This is a genomic window from Streptomyces sp. NPDC048637 (assembly GCF_040650675.1).
GTDB lineage: Bacteria > Actinomycetota > Actinomycetes > Streptomycetales > Streptomycetaceae > Streptomyces.
Genome location: NZ_JBEZHQ010000033.1, coordinates 31,496 through 50,038 on the forward strand (window position 1 = coordinate 31,496; position 18,543 = coordinate 50,038).

15 protein-coding genes are annotated in these 18,543 nt (G+C 72.0%); 7 read left to right on the plus strand and 8 right to left on the minus strand.

The window, feature by feature from the left end; translation table 11 throughout:
* Positions 1 to 108: 108 nt before the first annotated feature.
* From AB0C46_RS30915 to AB0C46_RS30925, 3 genes are all read right to left on the minus strand, one after another.
* Positions 109 to 1,956, minus strand: a complete 1,848-nt coding sequence (locus tag AB0C46_RS30915; RefSeq protein ID WP_362831863.1) for a glycoside hydrolase family 3 protein — start codon at positions 1,954 to 1,956, stop codon at positions 109 to 111.
* A gap of 310 nt (positions 1,957 to 2,266) precedes the next feature.
* Positions 2,267 to 3,130 carry a sugar phosphate isomerase/epimerase gene (locus AB0C46_RS30920; protein WP_362831914.1) on the minus strand — a complete coding sequence of 288 codons (864 nt, stop codon included), beginning with the start codon at positions 3,128 to 3,130 and terminating at the stop codon, positions 2,267 to 2,269.
* 110 nt (positions 3,131 to 3,240) lie between these two features.
* A complete protein-coding gene (locus AB0C46_RS30925; protein WP_362831864.1) occupies positions 3,241 to 4,224 on the minus strand; it encodes a bifunctional helix-turn-helix transcriptional regulator/GNAT family N-acetyltransferase in 984 nt (327 codons plus the stop codon).
* Positions 4,225 to 4,389: 165 nt separating this feature from the next.
* On the opposite strand from AB0C46_RS30925, the gene AB0C46_RS30930 reads away from it, so the two are divergent.
* The 5 genes from AB0C46_RS30930 (at position 4,390) to AB0C46_RS30950 (ending at position 11,512) form a co-directional block, all read left to right on the plus strand.
* Positions 4,390 to 5,541 carry a Gfo/Idh/MocA family oxidoreductase gene (locus tag AB0C46_RS30930; protein ID WP_362831865.1) on the plus strand — a complete coding sequence of 384 codons (1,152 nt, stop codon included), beginning with the start codon at positions 4,390 to 4,392 and terminating at the stop codon, positions 5,539 to 5,541.
* Between the two features lie 44 nt (positions 5,542 to 5,585).
* Positions 5,586 to 6,707, plus strand: coding sequence for a dihydrodipicolinate synthase family protein (locus tag AB0C46_RS30935; protein WP_362831915.1), 1,122 nt, complete (start codon positions 5,586 to 5,588; stop codon positions 6,705 to 6,707).
* Positions 6,704 to 7,564, plus strand: a complete 861-nt coding sequence (locus AB0C46_RS30940) for a sugar phosphate isomerase/epimerase family protein (protein WP_362831867.1) — start codon at positions 6,704 to 6,706, stop codon at positions 7,562 to 7,564. Before AB0C46_RS30935 ends, AB0C46_RS30940 begins: the two co-directional genes overlap by 4 nt.
* 268 nt (positions 7,565 to 7,832) lie before the next feature.
* Positions 7,833 to 10,046, plus strand: coding sequence for an ATP-dependent RecD-like DNA helicase (locus AB0C46_RS30945; protein ID WP_362831869.1), 2,214 nt, complete (start codon positions 7,833 to 7,835; stop codon positions 10,044 to 10,046).
* A 176-nt stretch (positions 10,047 to 10,222) separates the two neighbouring features.
* Positions 10,223 to 11,512: a citrate synthase gene (locus AB0C46_RS30950; RefSeq protein ID WP_362831871.1), complete on the plus strand. Its 1,290-nt coding sequence runs from the start codon at positions 10,223 to 10,225 to the stop codon at positions 11,510 to 11,512.
* 746 nt (positions 11,513 to 12,258) lie between these two features.
* Here AB0C46_RS30950 and AB0C46_RS30955 read toward each other — a convergent pair.
* The gene (locus AB0C46_RS30955; protein ID WP_362831872.1) at positions 12,259 to 12,546 is read right to left on the minus strand and encodes a heavy-metal-associated domain-containing protein; all 288 of its coding nucleotides are present in this window, start codon (positions 12,544 to 12,546) and stop codon (positions 12,259 to 12,261) included.
* A 226-nt stretch (positions 12,547 to 12,772) separates the two neighbouring features.
* On the opposite strand from AB0C46_RS30955, the gene AB0C46_RS30960 reads away from it, so the two are divergent.
* Complete coding sequence (locus AB0C46_RS30960; protein WP_362831873.1) at positions 12,773 to 13,423, plus strand: DedA family protein; 651 nt, start codon at positions 12,773 to 12,775, stop codon at positions 13,421 to 13,423.
* 51 nt (positions 13,424 to 13,474) lie between these two features.
* On the opposite strand, the gene AB0C46_RS30965 is transcribed toward AB0C46_RS30960, so the two are convergent.
* The gene (locus AB0C46_RS30965) at positions 13,475 to 14,554 is read right to left on the minus strand and encodes a Gfo/Idh/MocA family oxidoreductase (protein ID WP_362831874.1); all 1,080 of its coding nucleotides are present in this window, start codon (positions 14,552 to 14,554) and stop codon (positions 13,475 to 13,477) included.
* A 232-nt stretch (positions 14,555 to 14,786) separates the two neighbouring features.
* On the opposite strand from AB0C46_RS30965, the gene AB0C46_RS30970 reads away from it, so the two are divergent.
* Positions 14,787 to 15,920 carry a LacI family DNA-binding transcriptional regulator gene (locus AB0C46_RS30970; protein WP_362831876.1) on the plus strand — a complete coding sequence of 378 codons (1,134 nt, stop codon included), beginning with the start codon at positions 14,787 to 14,789 and terminating at the stop codon, positions 15,918 to 15,920.
* Between the two features lie 84 nt (positions 15,921 to 16,004).
* Here the strand turns inward: AB0C46_RS30970 and AB0C46_RS30975 are convergent, their stop codons facing one another.
* The 3 genes from AB0C46_RS30975 to AB0C46_RS30985 all read right to left on the minus strand — a co-directional run bounded on the left by AB0C46_RS30975 (position 16,005) and on the right by AB0C46_RS30985 (position 18,480).
* A complete protein-coding gene (locus AB0C46_RS30975) occupies positions 16,005 to 16,199 on the minus strand; it encodes a MerR family transcriptional regulator (protein WP_362831877.1) in 195 nt (64 codons plus the stop codon).
* 407 nt (positions 16,200 to 16,606) lie between these two features.
* Complete coding sequence (locus AB0C46_RS30980; protein WP_362831879.1) at positions 16,607 to 16,975, minus strand: peptidoglycan-binding domain-containing protein; 369 nt, start codon at positions 16,973 to 16,975, stop codon at positions 16,607 to 16,609.
* Positions 16,976 to 17,058: 83 nt separating this feature from the next.
* Positions 17,059 to 18,480: a sugar porter family MFS transporter gene (locus tag AB0C46_RS30985; protein ID WP_362831916.1), complete on the minus strand. Its 1,422-nt coding sequence runs from the start codon at positions 18,478 to 18,480 to the stop codon at positions 17,059 to 17,061.
* Between the last annotated feature and the right edge of the window lie 63 nt (positions 18,481 to 18,543).

Here is an 18,543-nt window from a genome sequence, read left to right on the forward strand (position 1 = left end):
GGTGAGGTGACAGCACAAGACCGGCGCGCTCCCCGAGACCGGGGGAGCGCGCCGGGTCCGTGACCGGGGGAGTGCACCAGGTGCACCAGGTGCGTCTCCGGCCCCGGCTCAGTACGTCAGCCCGTGGCCGATCTGGTAGAGCGCCCGGGTCGGGGCGTCGGCGCGCATTATCGGGACGGGCAGTCTGCCCGCCGGATCCCGCCGGCCGGCGATCACCCGGGCCGCCGCCCGCAGCTCCACATCCGTCCAGGAGTAGCTCGCCAGGGCCGCCCTGACACCGTCCAGGTGGGCGATGTCATAAGGGTTGCGGACCGCCAGCTGCACCACCGGTTTGCCCGTGGCGAGGAGCGCGTCGACCAGCTTCCGCTGGCCCGAGGCCGCGGTCACGTTGTAGGTGGCCACCACCACCGCGTCCCGCTCGCCGAGCGCCGCCACCGCCTCATCGATCCGCTGCTGGGTCGGCGTCAGACCCGTGGACAGGGCGGTGGCCGTGAAGCCCAGCTCGGTGAGGGCCCGCGCCAGCACCGTGGTGGGCGGACCGCCGGTCCCGGACGGCGCGGCCGCGTCGACGCCCGCCACCAGCACCCTGCGCTCCCGGCGCCGGGACAGCGGCAGGATGCCGGTGTCATTGCGCAGCAGCGTGGTGGTGCGGTCCGCGATCCGGTCGGCGGTGGCGAGGTGACCGCGGGTGCCGACCACCCGGTCCACGGCCTGGTGGGTGGTGTACGGGTCCTTGAAGAGTCCGCGCCGCTCCTTGAGCAGCAGGATGCGCATCAGCTTCGCATCGAGGTCCCGCTCGGTCAGCTCGCCCTCCTTGAGCGCGGTGAGGACGGCACCGTGTGCGACGGAGAGGTCCGGCGGGTTCAGCAGCTGGTCGACACCGGCCTGGAGGGCGAGCACCGGCACCCGGGCGTCGCCGTACTTCACCCGGACGCCCTCCATCCCGAGGGAGTCCGTCACCACCACACCGTCGTAGCCGAGGCGTTCGCGCAGAATGCCGGTGAGGATGGGGCGGGAGAGGGTGGCCGGGTCCTCGCTCGGGTCGAAGGCGGGGACGACGATATGCGCCGTCATGATCGAATCGATCCCGGCGGCGATCGCGGCCCGGAAGGGCGGGGCGTCCAGCCGCTCCCACTCCGCGGCGCTGTGGTGGATGTACGGCAGTCCGACATGGCTGTCGGTGTCGGTGTCGCCATGACCGGGGAAGTGCTTGGCGCAGGAGGCGATCCCGGCGCCCTGATAGCCCTTCACCTCGGCGGCGACCATACGGGCCACGGCCTGCGGGTCCGCGCCGAAGGAGCGCACGCCGATCACCGGGTTGGCGGGGTTGACGTTGACATCGGCGTCCGGCGCGTAGTCCTGCCGGATGCCCAGGGCGAACAGCTCCTCGCCGGCGATCCGGGCCGCCGTACGGGCATCGTCGCGGGAGCCGCCCGCGCCGAGCGCCATCGCCCCGGGAAGGAGCGTCGCGGGCGCGCCGACGCGGGCCACTATGCCGTGTTCCTGGTCCGTGGAGATCAGCACCGGGACGGGGAGCCGCTGGGCGGCGGCGGCCTTCTGGATGCCGTTGGAGAGATCGGCGATCTGGTGCGGCTCACGGGTGTTGTGCGCCCAGCCGAAGTAGATGATGCCGCCGACGTGGTACTTGGCGATCAGCTCGGCGGCGTTGGCGACCCCGATCTCCTTCTGGTTCGCGGCGGCATCGGCCGGGTCGGGGTCGGTGGCGGAGTGCCCGTAGACCCGCATGACGAAGAGCTGGCCGACCTTTTCCTCCGGAGTCATACGGGAGATGAGGCGGCGCAGCCGGGCCCGGGTGGCGGCGGGCGGGGCGGGGACGGCGGGCCGGTGTCCGATGGCGGGGGCCGTGCCGTGCGCGGGGCCGGCACCCGCACCCGCGCCCGCAGCCGCGGCGGCCGCGGCGGCCGCGGTGGTCAGGAGGGTACGTCTGGAGTGCATCTGCGCTCCTTCCGGAGGGCTTCCTCGGCTCATTGAAGGAAACTTCCAAGGAGACACGGATAGCCGGAAAACTATTGTCGGTCAATGACTCGATCCGTGGTGGCGCCCAGCTATTGCGCGGCGGCCGGGGATGTGTGATGGGGCGTCGGCCGCCGCCCTCCGGGGCCGGGCGAACGGGCCCGTCCGGGGGCGGTCGGCCAGGTCCGGGCGCGGTCGGCCACGTCAGGGAGGTCGGCCACGTCCGGGGAGGTCGGCCACATCCGGTGGAGGTCGGCCACGTCCGGGGCGGTCCGTCCGGCGACGTCCCGGCTCAGGAGGCGGCGGGCCCGTCCAGGAGCCGCTGGAGGTGGGCGCGGCCCGGGGCCAGCAGGGCGGGGAGCCCGGCCGCCCGGGGATACCAGCGCTTCTCGTACTCCCAGCACAGCCAGCCGCCCGCGCCCTGGTCATAGGTGCCCTCGGGGGCCGGCACCGGGCCATGGGCGCCTGCGGGGTCCTGGCCCAGGGGGCCCAGGACGGCCGCCAGCGGCACCGCGCCGGCACCGAGCGGGAGCGGCGTGCGGTCCTCGGCCGAGGCGACATCCTTGACCTGGACATAGCCCAGATGCGGGGCGAGCGCGGCATGGGTGTCGGCCGGCTCCTCGCCGCCGAGCCAGCTGTGCAGCACATCCCACAGGGCCCCGATCTGGCGATGGCCCACGGGGCCCAGCACCCGGGCGGCGGCCGCGCCCGTACGGTGCGAGTCATGGGTCTCCAGCAGGACCCGGACGCCCCGTTCGGCCGCGAGCGGGGCCACCGCGGCGAGCCGGCGCGCGGCATCCGCGTCCGCCTCCGCCGCCGGGCGCTCCCCGCCGCCGGGGAAGACCCGGACATACGGCGCCCCCAGATCGGCGGCGAGCCACACCAGCTCGCTCAGCTCCTGCGCCAGCTCCTCCTCGCCGGCCGTATCCCGGGCCGCGGCGACCTGGGCGTATCCGGCAACGGCCAGGATCTCGACCCCGGCGTCCGCGAACTGCTGGCGCACCGCGGCCCGTTCCCGCATCCCGATCAGCGGATGCACCGGCTCCTCCGGATGGGCCCGCAGCTCCACCCCCTGATACCCGGTATCGGTGGCCAGCCGCAGGACGTCCGCCACCGGCATCCCGGGCACACCGAGGGTGGAGAACGCGAAGCGCATCGCGGGGGTGGTGCCGTGCGTGTTGCCCGTGCTGACCATGCCTGGGCTCCTCCTCATCGTTCACGCCATCGTCGTCGGTCCCCTCATCCCTGCCCGCAATGCCCGCGGCATCACAGGGCCAGCCGCCAGTCCTGACCCACCAGGTCCTGCCCGAAGCTGTGGTGCGCCGACTCGGTGACCAGCTCGAACCCGGCCCGCTGATAGATGCTGCGGGCCGCGCCGAGGACGGAGTTGGTCCACAGCACCATCTCGCCGTACCCGGCCTCCCGGGCGAACTCCAGGCAGGAATCGACGAGTTGACGGCCCACACCATGGCCGCGGGCGTCCGGCTCCACCAGCAGCAGCCGCAGCCGGGCGACCCCGGGCCTGCCGTCCCGGACACACATCACCGCGCCCGCTCTGCGCCCGTCCAGCTCCGCTATCCAGGTGCGGTCCCACCGCGGGTCGAAGGACTCGGCGTACTCCGCGACGATCCGGGCCACCAGTGCCTCATAGCTCAGATCGAAGCCGTACTCGGCGGAGTAGAGCGCGGCGTTGCGCTCCACCATCCAGCCCAGGTCCCCGGGGCCGGTGGTACGCAGCATCACCTCGGGCGCCCGGTCCCCGGGCGGCTGCTCCGCGCCCGCGCCGAGCAGGGCGCGGATGGTCCGCATCGAGTCCACCAGCCGGGCCCGGTCCCCGGCCGGGAGCCGCTCCAGCAGCGACCCGGCGGCGTCCTGCGAGCGCTCCTCCAGCAGGCCGGCCGCCTCCCGGCCGCCCTCGGTCAGCGTGATGCGCTGCCGCCGGGGATCCTGCTCGGACCTGCCGCGGGTGATCAGCTCACGGTCCTCGAACTTGCCGAGCAGCCGGCTCAGATAGCCGGCGTCGAGCGACAGTGAGGCCCGCAGATCCGCGGCATCCACCCGCTCGTGGTGGGCGACCTCGTAGAGCACCCGGGCCTCGGTGAGGGTGAACGGGGTGTAGAGATGCCGCCCGTAGTCGAGGGCGCCGATCAGGTTCGTGTAGAAGCGGTTGAATCTGCGCAGCTCACGGACGTCGGGCGGGGTGTCGCGCGCCGCGCCGGATGTCGTGTCGGATGCCGTCCCGGTTGTCATCGTCGACCCCTCACCCTTGACTGAGTCAAGGATAAGCGACCGAGCCGCCCCGCGCAGCAGAATTTCCGCGCCCTGTTGGTGCCCGCCCGCGCGGGCTAGCGTCCTCGCGGGAGAACGCCCACCGCACGACGATCCTCATCTGCCGCGAGCGAGAGAGGCCGGGCCGTGACACACAGGACCGTACGCATCGCCATGAACGGCGTGACCGGGCGCATGGGACACCGCCAGCATCTGGTCCGCTCCGTCCTCGCCCTGCGCGACCAGGGCGGCCTCGAACTCGCCGACGGGACACGGATCCGGCCGGAGCCGGTACTCGTCGGCCGCTCCGCGCCCAGGCTGCGGGCGCTCGCCCAACGCCACGGCGTGGAGCACTGGAGCTGCGACCTCGACGCCGTACTGGGCGACGACACCATCGACATCTACTTCGACGCACAGATCACCGCCGCCCGCGAGGAAGCCGTGCAGAAAGCCATCGCCGCCGGAAAGCACCTGTACGTCGAGAAGCCCACCGCGAGCAGTCTCGCCGGCGCCCTGAAGCTGGCCCGGCTGGCCCAGGAGGCGGGCGTCAAGAACGGCGTCGTCCAGGACAAGCTCTTCCTGCCCGGCCTCCGCAAGCTCCGCCGCCTCGTCGAGAGCGGCTTCTTCGGCCGCATCCTGTCCGTACGGGGCGAGTTCGGCTACTGGGTCTTCGAAGGCGACCTCCAGCAGGCGCAGCGCCCCTCCTGGAACTACCGCGCCGAGGACGGCGGCGGCATCGCGGCCGATATGTTCCCGCACTGGGAGTACGTCCTGCACGAACTGTTCGGGCCGGTCAGAAGCGTCCAGGCGCACCTCACCACCCATATCCCGCGCCGCTGGGACGAGTCGGGCGCCCCGTACGACGCCACCGCCGACGACGCCGCCTACGGGATCTTCGAACTGGCCGGCGGCATCGTCGCGCAGATCAACTCCTCCTGGGCGGTCCGGGTGCACCGCGACGAACTCGTGGAATTCCAGGTGGACGGCACCGAAGGATCGGCCGTCGCCGGGCTGCGCCACTGCCGCATCCAGCACCGCGCCGCCACCCCCAAACCGGTCTGGAACCCCGACGTCCCGGCGTCCGAGCCGTTCCGCGCGCAGTGGCAGGAGGTCCCCGACAACGCCGACTTCGACAACGGGTTCAAGGTGCAGTGGGAGCTGTTCCTGCGGCATGTCGTACGCGACGAGCCCTGGCGCTGGGACCTGGCGGCGGGCGCCCGCGGCGTCCAGCTCGCCGAACTGGGAAGGCGGTCGTCGGCGGAGGGCCGCCGCCTGGACGTGCCGGAGCTGAGCCGGTGAACGCCCCGGCGCACGCGACTCCGTCCCCGCCCGGCCCCGTCTCCCTGTCCGCTCCCGACCCCGTCTCCCCGTCCGCTCCCGCGCCGCCCCCCTTCCGCTCCCGCACGGTCTTCGCCGCCGCCCATGTGGTCGCCGATCCGCGCGCCGACACCACCCCGGACGGCCCGGCCGCCGTCGACTGGGACGCCACCCTCGCCTTCCGCCGCCATCTGTGGTCGCACGGCCTGGGCGTGGCCGAGGCGATGGACACCGCACAGCGCGGTGCGGGCCTGGACTGGAGCGCCGCCGCCGAGCTGATCCGGCGCTCCGCCGCCGAGGCGCGGGCCGTCGGAGGGCTGCTCGCCTGCGGCGCCGGAACGGACCAACTCCCCGCCCACGGAGCCTCCTTGGCCGACGTCCGGCACGCGTATGAGGAGCAGCTCGGCACCGTCGAGGCGGCCGGTGCCCGACCCGTCCTGATGGCGTCCCGTCAGCTCGCCGCGGCCGCCGCCGGCCCGGAGGACTACCGGGAGCTCTACGGCCACCTGCTGCGCCAGACCACCCGGCCGGTGATCCTGCACTGGCTCGGCGACATGTTCGACCCGGCGCTGGCGGGCTACTGGGGCAGCACGGCACCCGACACCGCCACCGAGACGCTCCTCGCCCTCGTCGCCGACCATCCCGGCAAGGTGGACGGCGTCAAAATCTCCCTGCTGGACCCCGGCCGGGAGGTACGGCTGCGCCGCCGGCTGCCGCGGACCGTGCGCTGCTACACCGGCGACGACTTCCACTACCCGGAGCTGATCGCGGGCGACGACCACGGCTTCAGCCATGCCCTGCTGGGCGTCTTCGACCCGCTCGCCCCCCTGGCCGCGGCGGCCGTACGCCGCCTCGACACCGGGGACACCGCGGGGTTCCGGGCCGCCCTGGACCCGACCGTCAAGCTCGCCCGGCACCTCTTCGCGGCACCCACCCGCCACTACAAGACCGGCGTGGTCCTGCTGGCCTGGCTGGCGGGCCACCAGCGGCACTTCACCATGGTCGGCGGCCTGCAGTCGGCCCGTTCGCTGCCGCATCTGCGGCGCGCCCACGAACTGGCCGACGCGCTGGGCCTGTTCCCGGACCCGGAACGCGCCGCCCGCCGGATGCGCACCCTGCTCACGGTGTACGGGGCGGACGACACATGAGCCACGGCACCCCCTCGCTCCTCGACCGTCTCAGCCTCAACCAGGAAACTGTCCGCCAGTGGTCGCTGCCCGAACTGGCCGACGGCTGCGCACGAGCGGGCGTACGGGGCGTGGGCCTGTGGCGTGCGCCCGTGCAGCAGTACGGGGTGGCCGCGGCCGCCCGGCTGATACGGGATGCCGGACTGCGGGTCACCAGCCTGTGCCGGGGCGGGTTCTTCACCGCCCTGGACCCGGGCGAGCGGGCCGCGGCCCTCGACGACAACCGGGCGGCCCTCGACGAGGCGGCCGCCCTCGGGACGGACACCCTGGTCCTGGTCTCCGGCGGACTGCCGCCCGGCAGCCGGGATCTGCCCGGCGCCCGGGAGCGGGTCGCGGACGCGCTGGGCGAGTTGGCGCCGTACGCCGCGGAGCGGGGCGTACGGCTGGCGCTGGAACCGCTGCACCCGATGTACGCGGCGGACCGGTGCGTGGTCTCGACGCTCGCGCAGGCCCTGGACCTCGCCGAGCGGTTCCCCGCCGACCGGGTGGGGGTGGTCGTGGACACCTACCACCTGTGGTGGGACGACACGGTCGGCGCGCAGATCGGGCGCGCGGGCGGCACCGGCGGCGCGGCCGGTTCACGGCTCGCCGCCTTCCAGCTCGCCGACTGGGTCACCCCGTTGCCCGAAGGCGTCCTGCTGGGGCGCGGGCAGCTCGGGGACGGCTCGGTGGATCTGCGCTGGTTCCGGGAGCGGGTCGAGACGGCCGGCTACCGGGGGCCGGTCGAGGTGGAGATCTTCAACCCGGCGCTGTGGGCACGGGACGGCGCCGAAGTACTGGCCGAGGTCGTGCGGCGCTTCCGGACGCACATCGGATGACCGGGGGAAACCGCACCTGGACGGCCGGGAAATAACTCAGCGGATGTGGGCAACCGTTGACCGCCCACAAAGGTCATAGCTGACGTTGGTCCCGAAAAGGGGAGGGATCCGGGGGGATCCGGGACCGGCACGGAGGGGGGAATCGAGGGGCCCGACCATCGGACGGGCCCCTCGATGGGAACGACGGGCCCCGAGGGGAACGCGGCGTCTTGGCCCCGGTGCGACGGCAGCCCCGCGCGGTGTCAGACCCCGGCGGTACGGTCGGTGCATGGTCAACGCAGCCGTGGTCGAAGGGGTCCTGGAGCGGATCACCTACGCCAATGAGGAGAACGGCTATACGGTCGCGCGGGTCGACACGGGCCGCGGCTCGGGCGATCTGCTGACCGTCGTCGGCGCGCTGCTCGGGGCGCAGCCGGGGGAGTCGCTGCGCATGGAGGGCCGCTGGGGCTCCCACCCGCAGTACGGCAAGCAGTTCACGGTCGAGAACTACACCACCGTCCTGCCCGCCACGATCCAGGGCATCCGCCGCTATCTGGGCTCCGGACTCATCAAGGGCATCGGCCCCCGGATCGCCGACCGCATCGTCGAGCACTTCGGCACGGACACCCTCGACATCATCGAGGGCGAGCCCGCCCGCCTCGTCGAGGTACCGGGCCTGGGCCCCAAGCGGACGAAGCTGATCGGTGCGGCGTGGGAGGAGCAGAAGGCCATCAAGGAGGTCATGGTCTTCCTCCAGGGCGTCGGGGTGTCCACCTCCATCGCGGTGCGGATCTACAAGAAGTACGGCGACGCCGCCATCTCCGTCACCCGCAACGAGCCCTACCGCCTGGCCGCCGACGTCTGGGGCATCGGCTTCCTGACCGCGGACCGTATCGCCCAGTCCGTGGGCATTCCGCACGACAGCCCCGACCGGGTCAAGGCCGGCCTGCAGTACGCCCTGTCGCAGTCCACGGACCAGGGCCACTGCTTCCTGCCCGAGGAGCAACTGATCGCCGACGCGGTGAAGTTGCTCCAGGTGGACACCGGTCTGGTCATCGACTGCCTGGGCGAGCTGGCCGCCGACCCGGAGGGCGTGGTCCGCGAGCAGGTACCGGGCGGTGCGGACGGTGCACCGCCGGTCACCGCCGTCTATCTGGTGCCGTTCCATCGCGCCGAGATCTCCCTGGCCGGCCGGCTGACCCGGCTGCTGCGTACGGACGAGGACCGGATGCCGGCGTTCCGGGACGTCGACTGGGACAAGGCGCTGGCGTGGCTGGCGCGGCGTACGGGCGCCGAGCTGGCCCCCGAGCAGCAGCAGGCGGTGCGGCTGGCGCTGACGCAGAAGGTCGCGGTGCTCACCGGCGGTCCGGGCTGCGGTAAGTCCTTCACGGTCCGGTCCGTCGTCGAGCTGGCCCGCGCCAAGAAGGCCACGGTCGTGCTGGCGGCGCCCACGGGCCGGGCGGCCAAGCGGCTCTCGGAGCTGACCGGTGCGGAGGCCTCCACGGTCCACCGCCTCCTGGAGCTCAAGCCGGGCGGGGACGCCGCCTATGACGCGGACCGGCCGCTGGACGCCGATCTGGTGGTCGTCGACGAGGCGTCGATGCTGGATCTGCTGCTCGCCAACAAGCTGGTCAAGGCGGTGCCGCCGGGCGCCCATCTGCTGCTGGTCGGGGATGTCGACCAGCTGCCGTCGGTGGGCGCGGGCGAGGTGCTGCGCGATCTGCTCGCCGGACCCGGCCCGGTGCCGGCGGTCCGGCTGACCCGGATCTTCCGCCAGGCCCAGCAGTCCGGAGTGGTCACCAATGCCCACCGCATCAACTCCGGCGCCCCGCCCCTGACGTCCGGAATGACGGACTTCTTCCTGTTCGCCGAGGAGGACACCGAAGAGACCGGGCGGCTGGTGGTGGACGTCGTGGCCCGCCGCATCCCGGCGAAGTTCGGTCTTGACCCGCGCCGGGACGTCCAGGTGCTCACCCCGATGCACCGCGGCCCGGCCGGTGCGGGCGCCCTGAACGGCCTGCTCCAGCAGGCCGTCACCCCCGCCCGCCCCGATCTTCCCGAGCGCCGCTTCGGCGGCCGGGTCTTCCGTGTCGGCGACAAGGTCACCCAGATCAGGAACAATTATGAAAAGGGCCGTAACGGCGTCTTCAACGGCACGGTCGGCGTGGTCACCGCACTGGACTGCGACGAGCAGCGGCTGACCGTGCGCACGGACGAGGACGAGGAGGTTCCCTACGACTTCGACGAACTCGATGAACTCGCCCACGCCTATGCGGTGACGATCCATCGCTCGCAGGGTAGTGAGTATCCAGCGGTGGTGATTCCGGTCACCACCAGTGCCTGGATGATGCTGCAGCGCAATCTGCTGTATACCGCCGTGACCCGGGCAAAGCGCTTGGTGGTGCTGGTCGGCTCCCGGAAAGCCCTGGGACAGGCCGTCCGCACGGTATCCGCCGGTCGGCGGTGTACGGCACTCGATCACCGGCTCGCCGGTGCGATGTGATGTCACCCCTCTTTCCCATTCGGGGCGAAGAGGGGCAGGATGGGCGCTCAGGCGGCACTGAGTGCCGCGGACAGGCCCTATGGCCGACCCCGAGTGCACATCCAAGGCCCAAATGGGGGAAGGTATAGGCAGTCAGGGCACCTCGAAGAAGAGGCACAACGTCGGTGAGGGATGACGTGAGCGACAACTCTGTAGTACTGCGTTACGGGGACGGCGAATACAGCTACCCGGTCGTCGAGAGCACCGTCGGCGACAAGGGCTTCGATATCTCGAAGCTGCGCGCCCAGACCGGTCTGGTGACCCTGGACTCCGGTTACGGCAACACCGCGGCGTATAAATCCGCGATCACCTATCTCGACGGTGAGAACGGGATTCTTCGTTACCGCGGCTACCCGATCGAGCAGCTCGCAGAGCGCAGCACGTTCGTCGAGACCGCGTACCTCCTTATTCACGGTGAGCTGCCCACCGTCGATGAGCTGGCGAACTTCAAGCAGGACATCACCTTCCATACCCTGCTCCACGAGGACGTCAAGCGCTTCTACGACGGCTTCCCCCGGGATGCCCACCCGATGGCGATGCTGTCCTCGGTTGTCAGCGCGCTGTCGACCTTCTACCAGGACAGCCACAACCCGTTCGACGAGCAGCAGCGCCACATCTCCACGATCCGGCTGCTGGCCAAGCTCCCGACGATCGCGGCCTACGCCTTCAAGAAGTCGGTCGGTCACCCGGTCGTCTACCCGAGCAACGACCTCGGGTACGTCGAGAACTTCCTCCGTATGACCTTCTCGGTGCCGGCCGCGGACTACGACCTCGACCCGGTCGTGGTCAGCGCCCTGGACAAGCTGCTGATCCTGCACGCGGACCACGAGCAGAACTGCTCCACCTCCACGGTCCGCCTGGTCGGCTCCTCGCAGGCGAACCTCTTCGCCTCGATCTCGGCCGGTATCAACGCCCTGTGGGGCCCCCTGCACGGCGGCGCCAACCAGTCCGTGCTGGAGATGCTGGAGGGCATCCAGCGCGACGGCGGCGACGTCGACTCCTTCATCCGCAAGGTGAAGAACAAGGAAGACGGCGTGAAGCTCATGGGCTTCGGGCACCGCGTCTACAAGAACTTCGACCCCCGGGCGAAGATCATCAAGGCGGCGGCGCACGATGTCCTCTCCGCGCTCGGCAAGTCCGACGAGCTGCTGGACATCGCCCTGAAGCTGGAGGAGCACGCGCTCTCCGACGACTACTTCACCGAGCGCAAGCTCTACCCGAACGTCGACTTCTACACCGGCCTGATCTACCGGGCCATGGGCTTCCCGACCGAGATGTTCACCGTGCTCTTCGCGCTCGGCCGGCTGCCCGGCTGGATCGCCCAGTGGCACGAGATGATCAAGGAGCCCGGTTCCCGCATCGGCCGTCCGCGGCAGATCTACACCGGTGTCATCGAGCGCGACTTCGTGCCGGTCGAGGAGCGCTGACCGCCGCCCTCCATCGAGGGCAGCTGCTGAGCAGAAGAAAGCGCCCCGCCTCCGGATCCCCCCACGGGTCCAGAGCGCGGGGCGCTTCCCGTGTCCCGGTTGGATTCCCCCCACGGGATCCGTCCGGGCGTTTCGGGTGCACCGCGATCTGCCGGGACGCGCACGTTCGGGAGGGCCGCTCAAAGCTCCCCGGGCACGTCGCCCCGGCCACGCGTAGCCGGGCGCGATCCCCAAGATCAGCACGGCTGTTGCAGTGCAAGCCCCGCCGGGGTGCCTGCACTGCCCGGTTAGACTCACGACCCCCCTCAATGGTTACGTTCCCATGAGTGTGATCTGGGTCTCTTGCCATATGGGGGCGAATGCGGTCAAGGGCCTCGATCTGGAGATCGAGGCCCTCTGGTATGGGTGTTGTGTCAGTTGTAAGAGCTATGTGAAATCTCGAAGCCGCAGACTGTTCGTGACCACGAAGGCCGATGAGAAGGCCATCGCGGCACCCACGGTCATCGGGTTGAGCGGTCCGGCCGCGGCCGGCGGCAGCGCATCGGCGAACGCCGGCACCCCGCGCGCCCGGCCGTCCCGGGCCATTGGCCGTGACCGCCACGCCGTCCATGCGGTTGAGCTTCTTCTTGACGCACGCGGCGCACGGGACGTACGCGGCGCACGGGAGGCACGCGGCGCACAGGCGCAGGTCATCCCGCCGATGGCGAGCGCGACCTGCGCCTGTGCGAGAGGGCCGGGCGCCGGGGTCAGGCCGCCTGCCCCACCAGCTCGTAGCCGGCCTCGTCGACGGCAGCGCGGACGGCGTCCTCGTCCAGCGGGGTCTGGGACGTGACGGTCACCAGGCCGGTGGCCGCCACCGCCTGCACCGAGCTGACCCCGGCGATCTCGCCGATCTCGGCCGACACCGCACCCTCGCAGTGGCTGCAGGTCATGCCGGTGACCTTGTAGGTGGTGGTCACCGCGCCGACCTGGACGTCGGTGCCGCCGGAGTGGCAGGAGCCTTCCGGGGTGCAGCAGGAGCTGTTCTCAGCCATGGGGGACTCTCCTTGTGGTGCCGATGTGTTCCGTGTGGTGCAAGTGCCGGAGTGCCGCAGCGTGCCACGCGGGGCTCAGGCGACCGCCGGTGTCCCCGACTCTACGCACTGTATACCCCTAGGGGGTATCAATCCAAGCCATGCACACCCCCACCACGTTGCCGCGCGCCCCACCACGCGTCAGCCTTGGGATACGGGCTCGGGGCGGATCCGAGGAGGCGGCCGTATGGACGTACTCGCCCTCTACGGCCTGCTGGTGCTCACCACCCTGCCGCCGCTGGTCCCCAACTCCGCCCTGCTCGTCTCCGTCGGCGTGCTCGCCTCCCGGGGGGAGCTGTTCCTCCCGCTGATCCTCCTGACCGTCGCCGGCAGCGCCCTGCTCGGGGACCTGCTGATGTACCTGGCCGCGCGGCGGTTCGGCGGCCCCGTACGGGACTGGATGCGACGCAAACCCCGCCGCCGGGCCCTGCTGGAGTGGACCTCCGGCCGGATCCAGCGCTACGGCCTGCCGTTCGTGATCGCCGTACGCTTCCTGCCCAGCGGGCGGATCGCCGGCGCGCTGGCCTCCGGTGTGCTGCGCTACCCGCTGCGCAAGTACGCCCTCGGCGCCGGCATCGCCGAAGTCACCTGGGCGACCTACTCCGTCGGCCTCGGCTACCTCGGCAGCGCCACCACCGACCGCCCGTTCCCCGCCGCCGCCATCGGCTTCGGCGTCTCCTGCGCGGTCGCCACAGTGGGCGCCGCCATCCAATGGGCCGCCCGCCGCCGCGCCCTGCGCGACCCGTCGGAGGGCGGCGGCGAGGGCGAGAGCGGCGGCCCCCGCAAAGGAGACGGCGAGGATCCCGGCGGCCGGGCCTCCTCCGTGGCGGCGACGTGACGGGGTGACGGGGTGATGGGTGGTGGCTACCGGCGCCGGCCCCGGGCGCCCTCACGCGCCCGGACCCGCACCCCCGGCTGCACCCCCGGCTGCACCCCCGGCTGCACCCCCGGCTGCACCCCCGGCCGAGGCCCGGACGTCCGCGACGGCCACCGGCTGACCGGTGCGGCGCGAGCGCTCGCACGCCTCGGCGACATAGAGCGCCTCCAGCGCCTCCGCCGGTGAACAGGGGTTCGCCGTACGGCCCGACGCGACCTCGGTGAAGACGCCCAGCTCGGTGACGTAGGCGTCGTGGAAGCGCTCCATGAACGTGGCGTACGGCTCGGCCGCCCGCCGCCACGACAGCTGCCTCTCGGCGGACGGCAGCGGCGCCCGGTCGTCCAGCCCGACGAAGCGGGCACCCTCGGAGCCGCACACCTCCAGCCGGACGTCATGGCCCGCGCCGTTGTAGCGGGTCGCCGTGACGGTGGCCAGGGTGTCGTCGTCGAAGCGCAGCAGCGCCGCGCAGGTGTCGACATCGTCACCGTCCGCGAAGAAGGATGCCCCGCGATTGGTGCCCTGCGCGTAGACCGAGACCACCTCGCGGCCGGTGAGCCAGCGCAGGATGTCGAAGTCATGGATGCTGCAGTCCCGGAACAGCCCGCCGGAGGTGGGGATGTAGCCGGCGGGCGGCGGCGTCCGGTCGCCGGTGCAGGCCCGCAGGGTGTGCAGCCGGCCCAGGGCACCGGAGCGCAGTGCCTCGCGGGCGGCGCGGTAGCCCGCGTCGAAGCGGCGCTGGAAACCGATCTGTACGGGCACGGTGCCGGCCTGCGCCCGCTCGACGACCCCGACCGTCCCGGGTACGTCCAGGGCGACCGGCTTCTCGCAGAACACCGGCACCCCGGCGTCCAGGGCCTGGTGGATCAGCGTGGCGTGGGCGCTGGTCGCGGCGGTGATCACCACACCGTCCAGGCCGTCCGCGTACATCTCCTCGATGCCCGCGGCGGCGCGTACGCCAAGGGTGTCCGCCAGCGCGGCGGCCCGTGCGGGATCCAGGTCCGCGACGACGAGGTCGGTGACGCCGGGGATGCTCCGGAGGGTGGTGGCGTGGAACGCGCCGATGCGCCCGGTGCCGATCAGACCGATCTTCATGCCTCGGTTCCTTTCCGGGGGAGGGGAGGGGAGGGGAGGGGAGGGGCACGGACAGGGAGGGGGAGGGAGGGAGGAGCGGCGGAGGCGTGGACGAGGGGGAGAGGGATTGGAACGGTCCAACGGCCGCGGGTACCCGCACCCTGCATGTCCTGATGTCCGCATGTCAACCACCCTGCAAGGGTGAAAGGTTGCGCATTGACGCCGACCTGTCCCGATGGAAGGATTTCCGTCCATGGAACGGTCCAACAAGCGAGCCGACGGGCGGACGGACGGCCGGACCGGCTCGCGGCCGGGCGCGGGCCGGCCACCGACGATCCGCGGTGTCGCCGAGCGCGCGGGCGTCTCCAAATCACTGGTCTCGCTGGTGCTGCAGGGCTCCCCACGGGTCAGCGACACCAAGCGGCAGGCCGTACTGGACGCCATCGAGGAGCTCGGGTACCGGCCGAACGCCGCCGCCCGCAGCCTGGTGGCCCGCCGTACGCACACCGTCGGGGTGCTGCTGAACGATATGCGCAACCCCTGGTTCGTCGAGGTGCTCGACGGGCTGGACTCGCTGCTGCAGGCGCACGGACTGCGGATGCTGATGGCCGACGGGCGGCTGGACCGACGGGCCGGCCAGGACTTCGCCCGCACCTTCCAGGAGCTGCGGGTCGACGGCCTCGTCGTCGTCGGCACCCTCCCGGACACCGACGGCCTCGCCGGGGTCGCCGAGCGGCTGCCGACCGTCATCGCGGGCAACCACGAGCCCCGGCTGCCGCACGTCGACCTCGTCGTCAACGACGACGAGCGCGGCGCCCGGCTCGCCACCGAGCACCTCATCGGCCTCGGCCACCGGCGGATTGCCCATATCGCCGGACAGGGCCTGGTCGGCGAGCTGCGCCGGCGCGGCTTCGAGGCCGCGATGCGCGCCCACGGCCTGGCCGCGAATGCCGTCGTGGCGAGCGGCGACGGGACCGAGGAAGGCGGCTACCGCGCCGCCGTCCGGCTCCTCACCCCGCCGTCCGCCGCCCCACACCCCGATGCCCGGCGTCCGGCCGCCCAACGCCCCACCGCCGTCTTCGCGTTCAACGACATCTCCGGTGTCGGTGCGCTGTCCGCGGCCCAGGAGCTGGGCCTGCGCATGCCCGCCGACCTCTCCCTCGTCGGCTACGACAACACCTACCTCGCCCGCATCCGCCACCTCTGGCTGAACTCGGTGAACAACGCCAGCCACGAGGTCGGCCGCCGTGCGGCGCGCTGCCTCCTGGACCGCATGGCACGACCGGACGCCCCGGCCGGGCAGCAACTCGTGGCCCCGCAACTGGAGATCAGGGGTTCGACGGCACCACCGCGGCCCGACGAACCCGGGGCCGGACCGCTCCCGTAGTGGCCGGGAACGCCCGGCGGGCGATGCCACCCGGGCCCCTCCGCCGCCTGCGGCGCCGGAGCCCGGGGGCCGGTCCGGTGGCTCTCAGCGCCGGCCGCGTTGGCCCGGCCGCTGCGCCACCCACCTTCTGACCGTGTCCGCGAACCAGTACGGTTTCCCGCCCTCCACCAGATCCGGTTCGGGCAGCAACCCGTGCTTGCGGTAGGAGCGCACGGTGTCCGGCTGTACCTGGATGTGCGCGGCGATCTCCTTGTACGACCAGAGCTTGCGTTCCGTCATCTCTGCCACCTCCTGAGTGCCGTACGCAGGGTCGGCCCGGAGAGCCGGCAGGGGGCTGCGTACGGCCTGGTGATCACTCACCCTGTGCCTGGACAACGACACCGAGTAACCATCGGGGAGGGGCTGTTGAACGGCTGTGACGTAAGGCGCGCGTAACGGTGACAGCTGTGACGCGGGGCGGACGGCTGTGACGGGGGCGGGACGGTCCGGAGCGGGGCGGGCCGTTCGGCGCGGGCCGTTCGGCGCGGGCATGGCGCCGCGGGCGCACAGCCGTGTGGCGGGCCGGTCCCCGGCTGGGGAACCGGCCCGCCACAGGGGTGCCGTCGACGATCGGACGCCGATCAGGCGTGGTGCGGACGCGGATCAGGCGTGGTGGGGATGCCGATCAGGCGTGGTGCGGGCGCGGATCAGGCGTGGTACAGCGCGTACCAGGTCTTCTTGCCGACCTTGCCGTCAGCGGTCAGATGGTGCCGGGACTGGAATTTCTTCACCGCGGCCCGGGTCTTGGGGCCGAAGTAGCCGGTCACATCTCCCCAGGGGAGATAGCGGCGGTTCGCCAGCAGGCACTGCACCTGCGAGACGCGGTTGCCGCGCTGACCGTAGACGGTGAGGGCGTTGCCGTTGTAGTAGGCGCAGGCGGCCAGTGTGTCGGCCCGCCCGCCCGCCGGACTGTCGGCGGCCGCAGGACCGGTGAGCAGGCCCGCGGTCAGCAGCCCCGCGGTCGCGGTCAGGACGGCCGTGCGCAGAACGGTTCGGCTGAGTGCGTTGGTTTTCACGAATTCCACCGTTTCCCCCGTTGGATGTGATTCCACCCGCTGTGACGCCGGGAACGCGGTCCGTGGTTCCCGCCGACTCCCCGTCAGGACGCGGCCGGTGCGGCGCCGGCCGCCTTCCGCAGCTCGTCCTCCAGATCCTCCAGCGCCAGCCCCTTCGTCTCCGGCGCGTACCGCTTGCAGAACACCAGGGACAGCACACACATCGCGCCGAAGAACCAGAAGGTGGTGCCGGCACCGACCGCGTCCAGCAGCAGCGGAAACACCAGCGCAACCGCGAAGTTGACCAGCCACATCATGAACACCGCGGCGCCCATGGCCAGTCCGCGGACCTTCAGCGGGAACATCTCGGCCAGCAGCAGCCAGACCCCCGTATTGAGAGTGCCCTGCATGAAGGCCATGTAGAGGACCATCAGGCCCAGGACCAGGGCGCTGACGGCGGGGGAGTGCGGAAGGTGGAAGGAGGCGCCGAGCAGGGCGAGCGAGACGGTCATCCCGGCCAGGCCGGTGAGCAGCAGGGGCCGCCGGCCGACCCGGTCGATCAGGGACATCCCGACCGCGGTGGCGGCCACCGAGACCACACCGACCGCGATGGTGGCGGTGATCGAGGCACCGGTGCCCAGACCGGTCGACGCCAGGATCTTGGGCGCGAAGTACACCACGGCGTTCACGCCGGTGATCTGCTGGACGGCCGCCAGACCGATACCGACCAGCAACAGCCGCCGTACCCAGGGCGTGCGCAGCTGCGGCCGGCCGCCGTGCCGGGCATCGGCCTCCAGACTGCGGGCGTGATCGATCCGGGCCAGCTCGGCGGGCACGTCCTCGGCGGGCAGCGTACGGCGCAGCACCCGGGCCGCCTCGTCCTGCCGCCCCTTGCTGATGTACCAGCGCGGGGTGTCGGGCAGGAAGAACAGCCCGATGAACAGCGCCACGGCGGGCAGCGCCGCCAGGCCCAGCATCCAGCGCCAGGCCGCCCACTGTGCCAGGAAGGCATTGATGAGGTAGGCGAGCAACTGGCCGCTGACGATCATCAGCGAGTTGAAGGAGACCAGACGGCCGCGGATGTGCGGGGGCGCGATCTCGGAGAGATAGAGCGGGGTGATGACCGAGGCGCTGCCGACGGCGAGGCCGAGGACGAAGCGCGCCACCGTCATGAACGGGACGTCGGGGGAGAGCGCGACGGCCAGCGCACCGCCGATGAACACGGCGCCCGCCCACAGCAGGGAGTTACGCCGGCCCAGCGCATCCGACATCCGGCCGCCGATCAGTGAGCCGAAGGCCGCGCCGATCAGCAGCGCGCTGGTGATGATGCCCTCGCCCAGGGAGGTGAGGCCGAAGTGGCCCTCCATGAACGGGAGCGCGCCGGAGATCACTCCGGTGTCGTAGCCGAAGAGGGCGCCGCCGAGGGCGGCGATGGCAGCGATGCCGACGATGAAGCGCCTGGCGTGGCGGGCCGGCGCGCTCTCGCGCGGGCCGGCGGCCGCCATCTGGCCGGTCGGGGCCGCCATCATCAGCTCCGGTCCGCCCGGCCGGTCAACTCCGCCCGGCCGGGCAACCCGGCGCCCGGAACG

What these genes read in the sequence shown, in the direction of transcription:
- AB0C46_RS30915 (WP_362831863.1), bottom strand. Translation starts at nt 1,956, where the DNA reads ATGCACTCCAGACGTACCCTCCTGACCACCGCGGCCGCCGCGGCCGCC.
- AB0C46_RS30920 (WP_362831914.1), bottom strand. Translation starts at nt 3,130, where the DNA reads ATGCGCTTCGCGTTCTCCACCCTCGGTGTGCCCGGGATGCCGGTGGCG.
- AB0C46_RS30925 (WP_362831864.1), bottom strand. Translation starts at nt 4,224, where the DNA reads ATGACAACCGGGACGGCATCCGACACGACATCCGGCGCGGCGCGCGAC.
- AB0C46_RS30940 (WP_362831867.1), top strand. Translation starts at nt 6,704, where the DNA reads ATGAGCCACGGCACCCCCTCGCTCCTCGACCGTCTCAGCCTCAACCAG.
- AB0C46_RS30945 (WP_362831869.1), top strand. Translation starts at nt 7,833, where the DNA reads ATGGTCAACGCAGCCGTGGTCGAAGGGGTCCTGGAGCGGATCACCTAC.
- AB0C46_RS30955 (WP_362831872.1), bottom strand. Translation starts at nt 12,546, where the DNA reads ATGGCTGAGAACAGCTCCTGCTGCACCCCGGAAGGCTCCTGCCACTCC.
- AB0C46_RS30960 (WP_362831873.1), top strand. Translation starts at nt 12,773, where the DNA reads ATGGACGTACTCGCCCTCTACGGCCTGCTGGTGCTCACCACCCTGCCG.
- AB0C46_RS30965 (WP_362831874.1), bottom strand. Translation starts at nt 14,554, where the DNA reads ATGAAGATCGGTCTGATCGGCACCGGGCGCATCGGCGCGTTCCACGCC.
- AB0C46_RS30970 (WP_362831876.1), top strand. Translation starts at nt 14,787, where the DNA reads ATGGAACGGTCCAACAAGCGAGCCGACGGGCGGACGGACGGCCGGACC.
- AB0C46_RS30975 (WP_362831877.1), bottom strand. Translation starts at nt 16,199, where the DNA reads ATGACGGAACGCAAGCTCTGGTCGTACAAGGAGATCGCCGCGCACATC.
- AB0C46_RS30985 (WP_362831916.1), bottom strand. Translation starts at nt 18,480, where the DNA reads ATGGCGGCCCCGACCGGCCAGATGGCGGCCGCCGGCCCGCGCGAGAGC.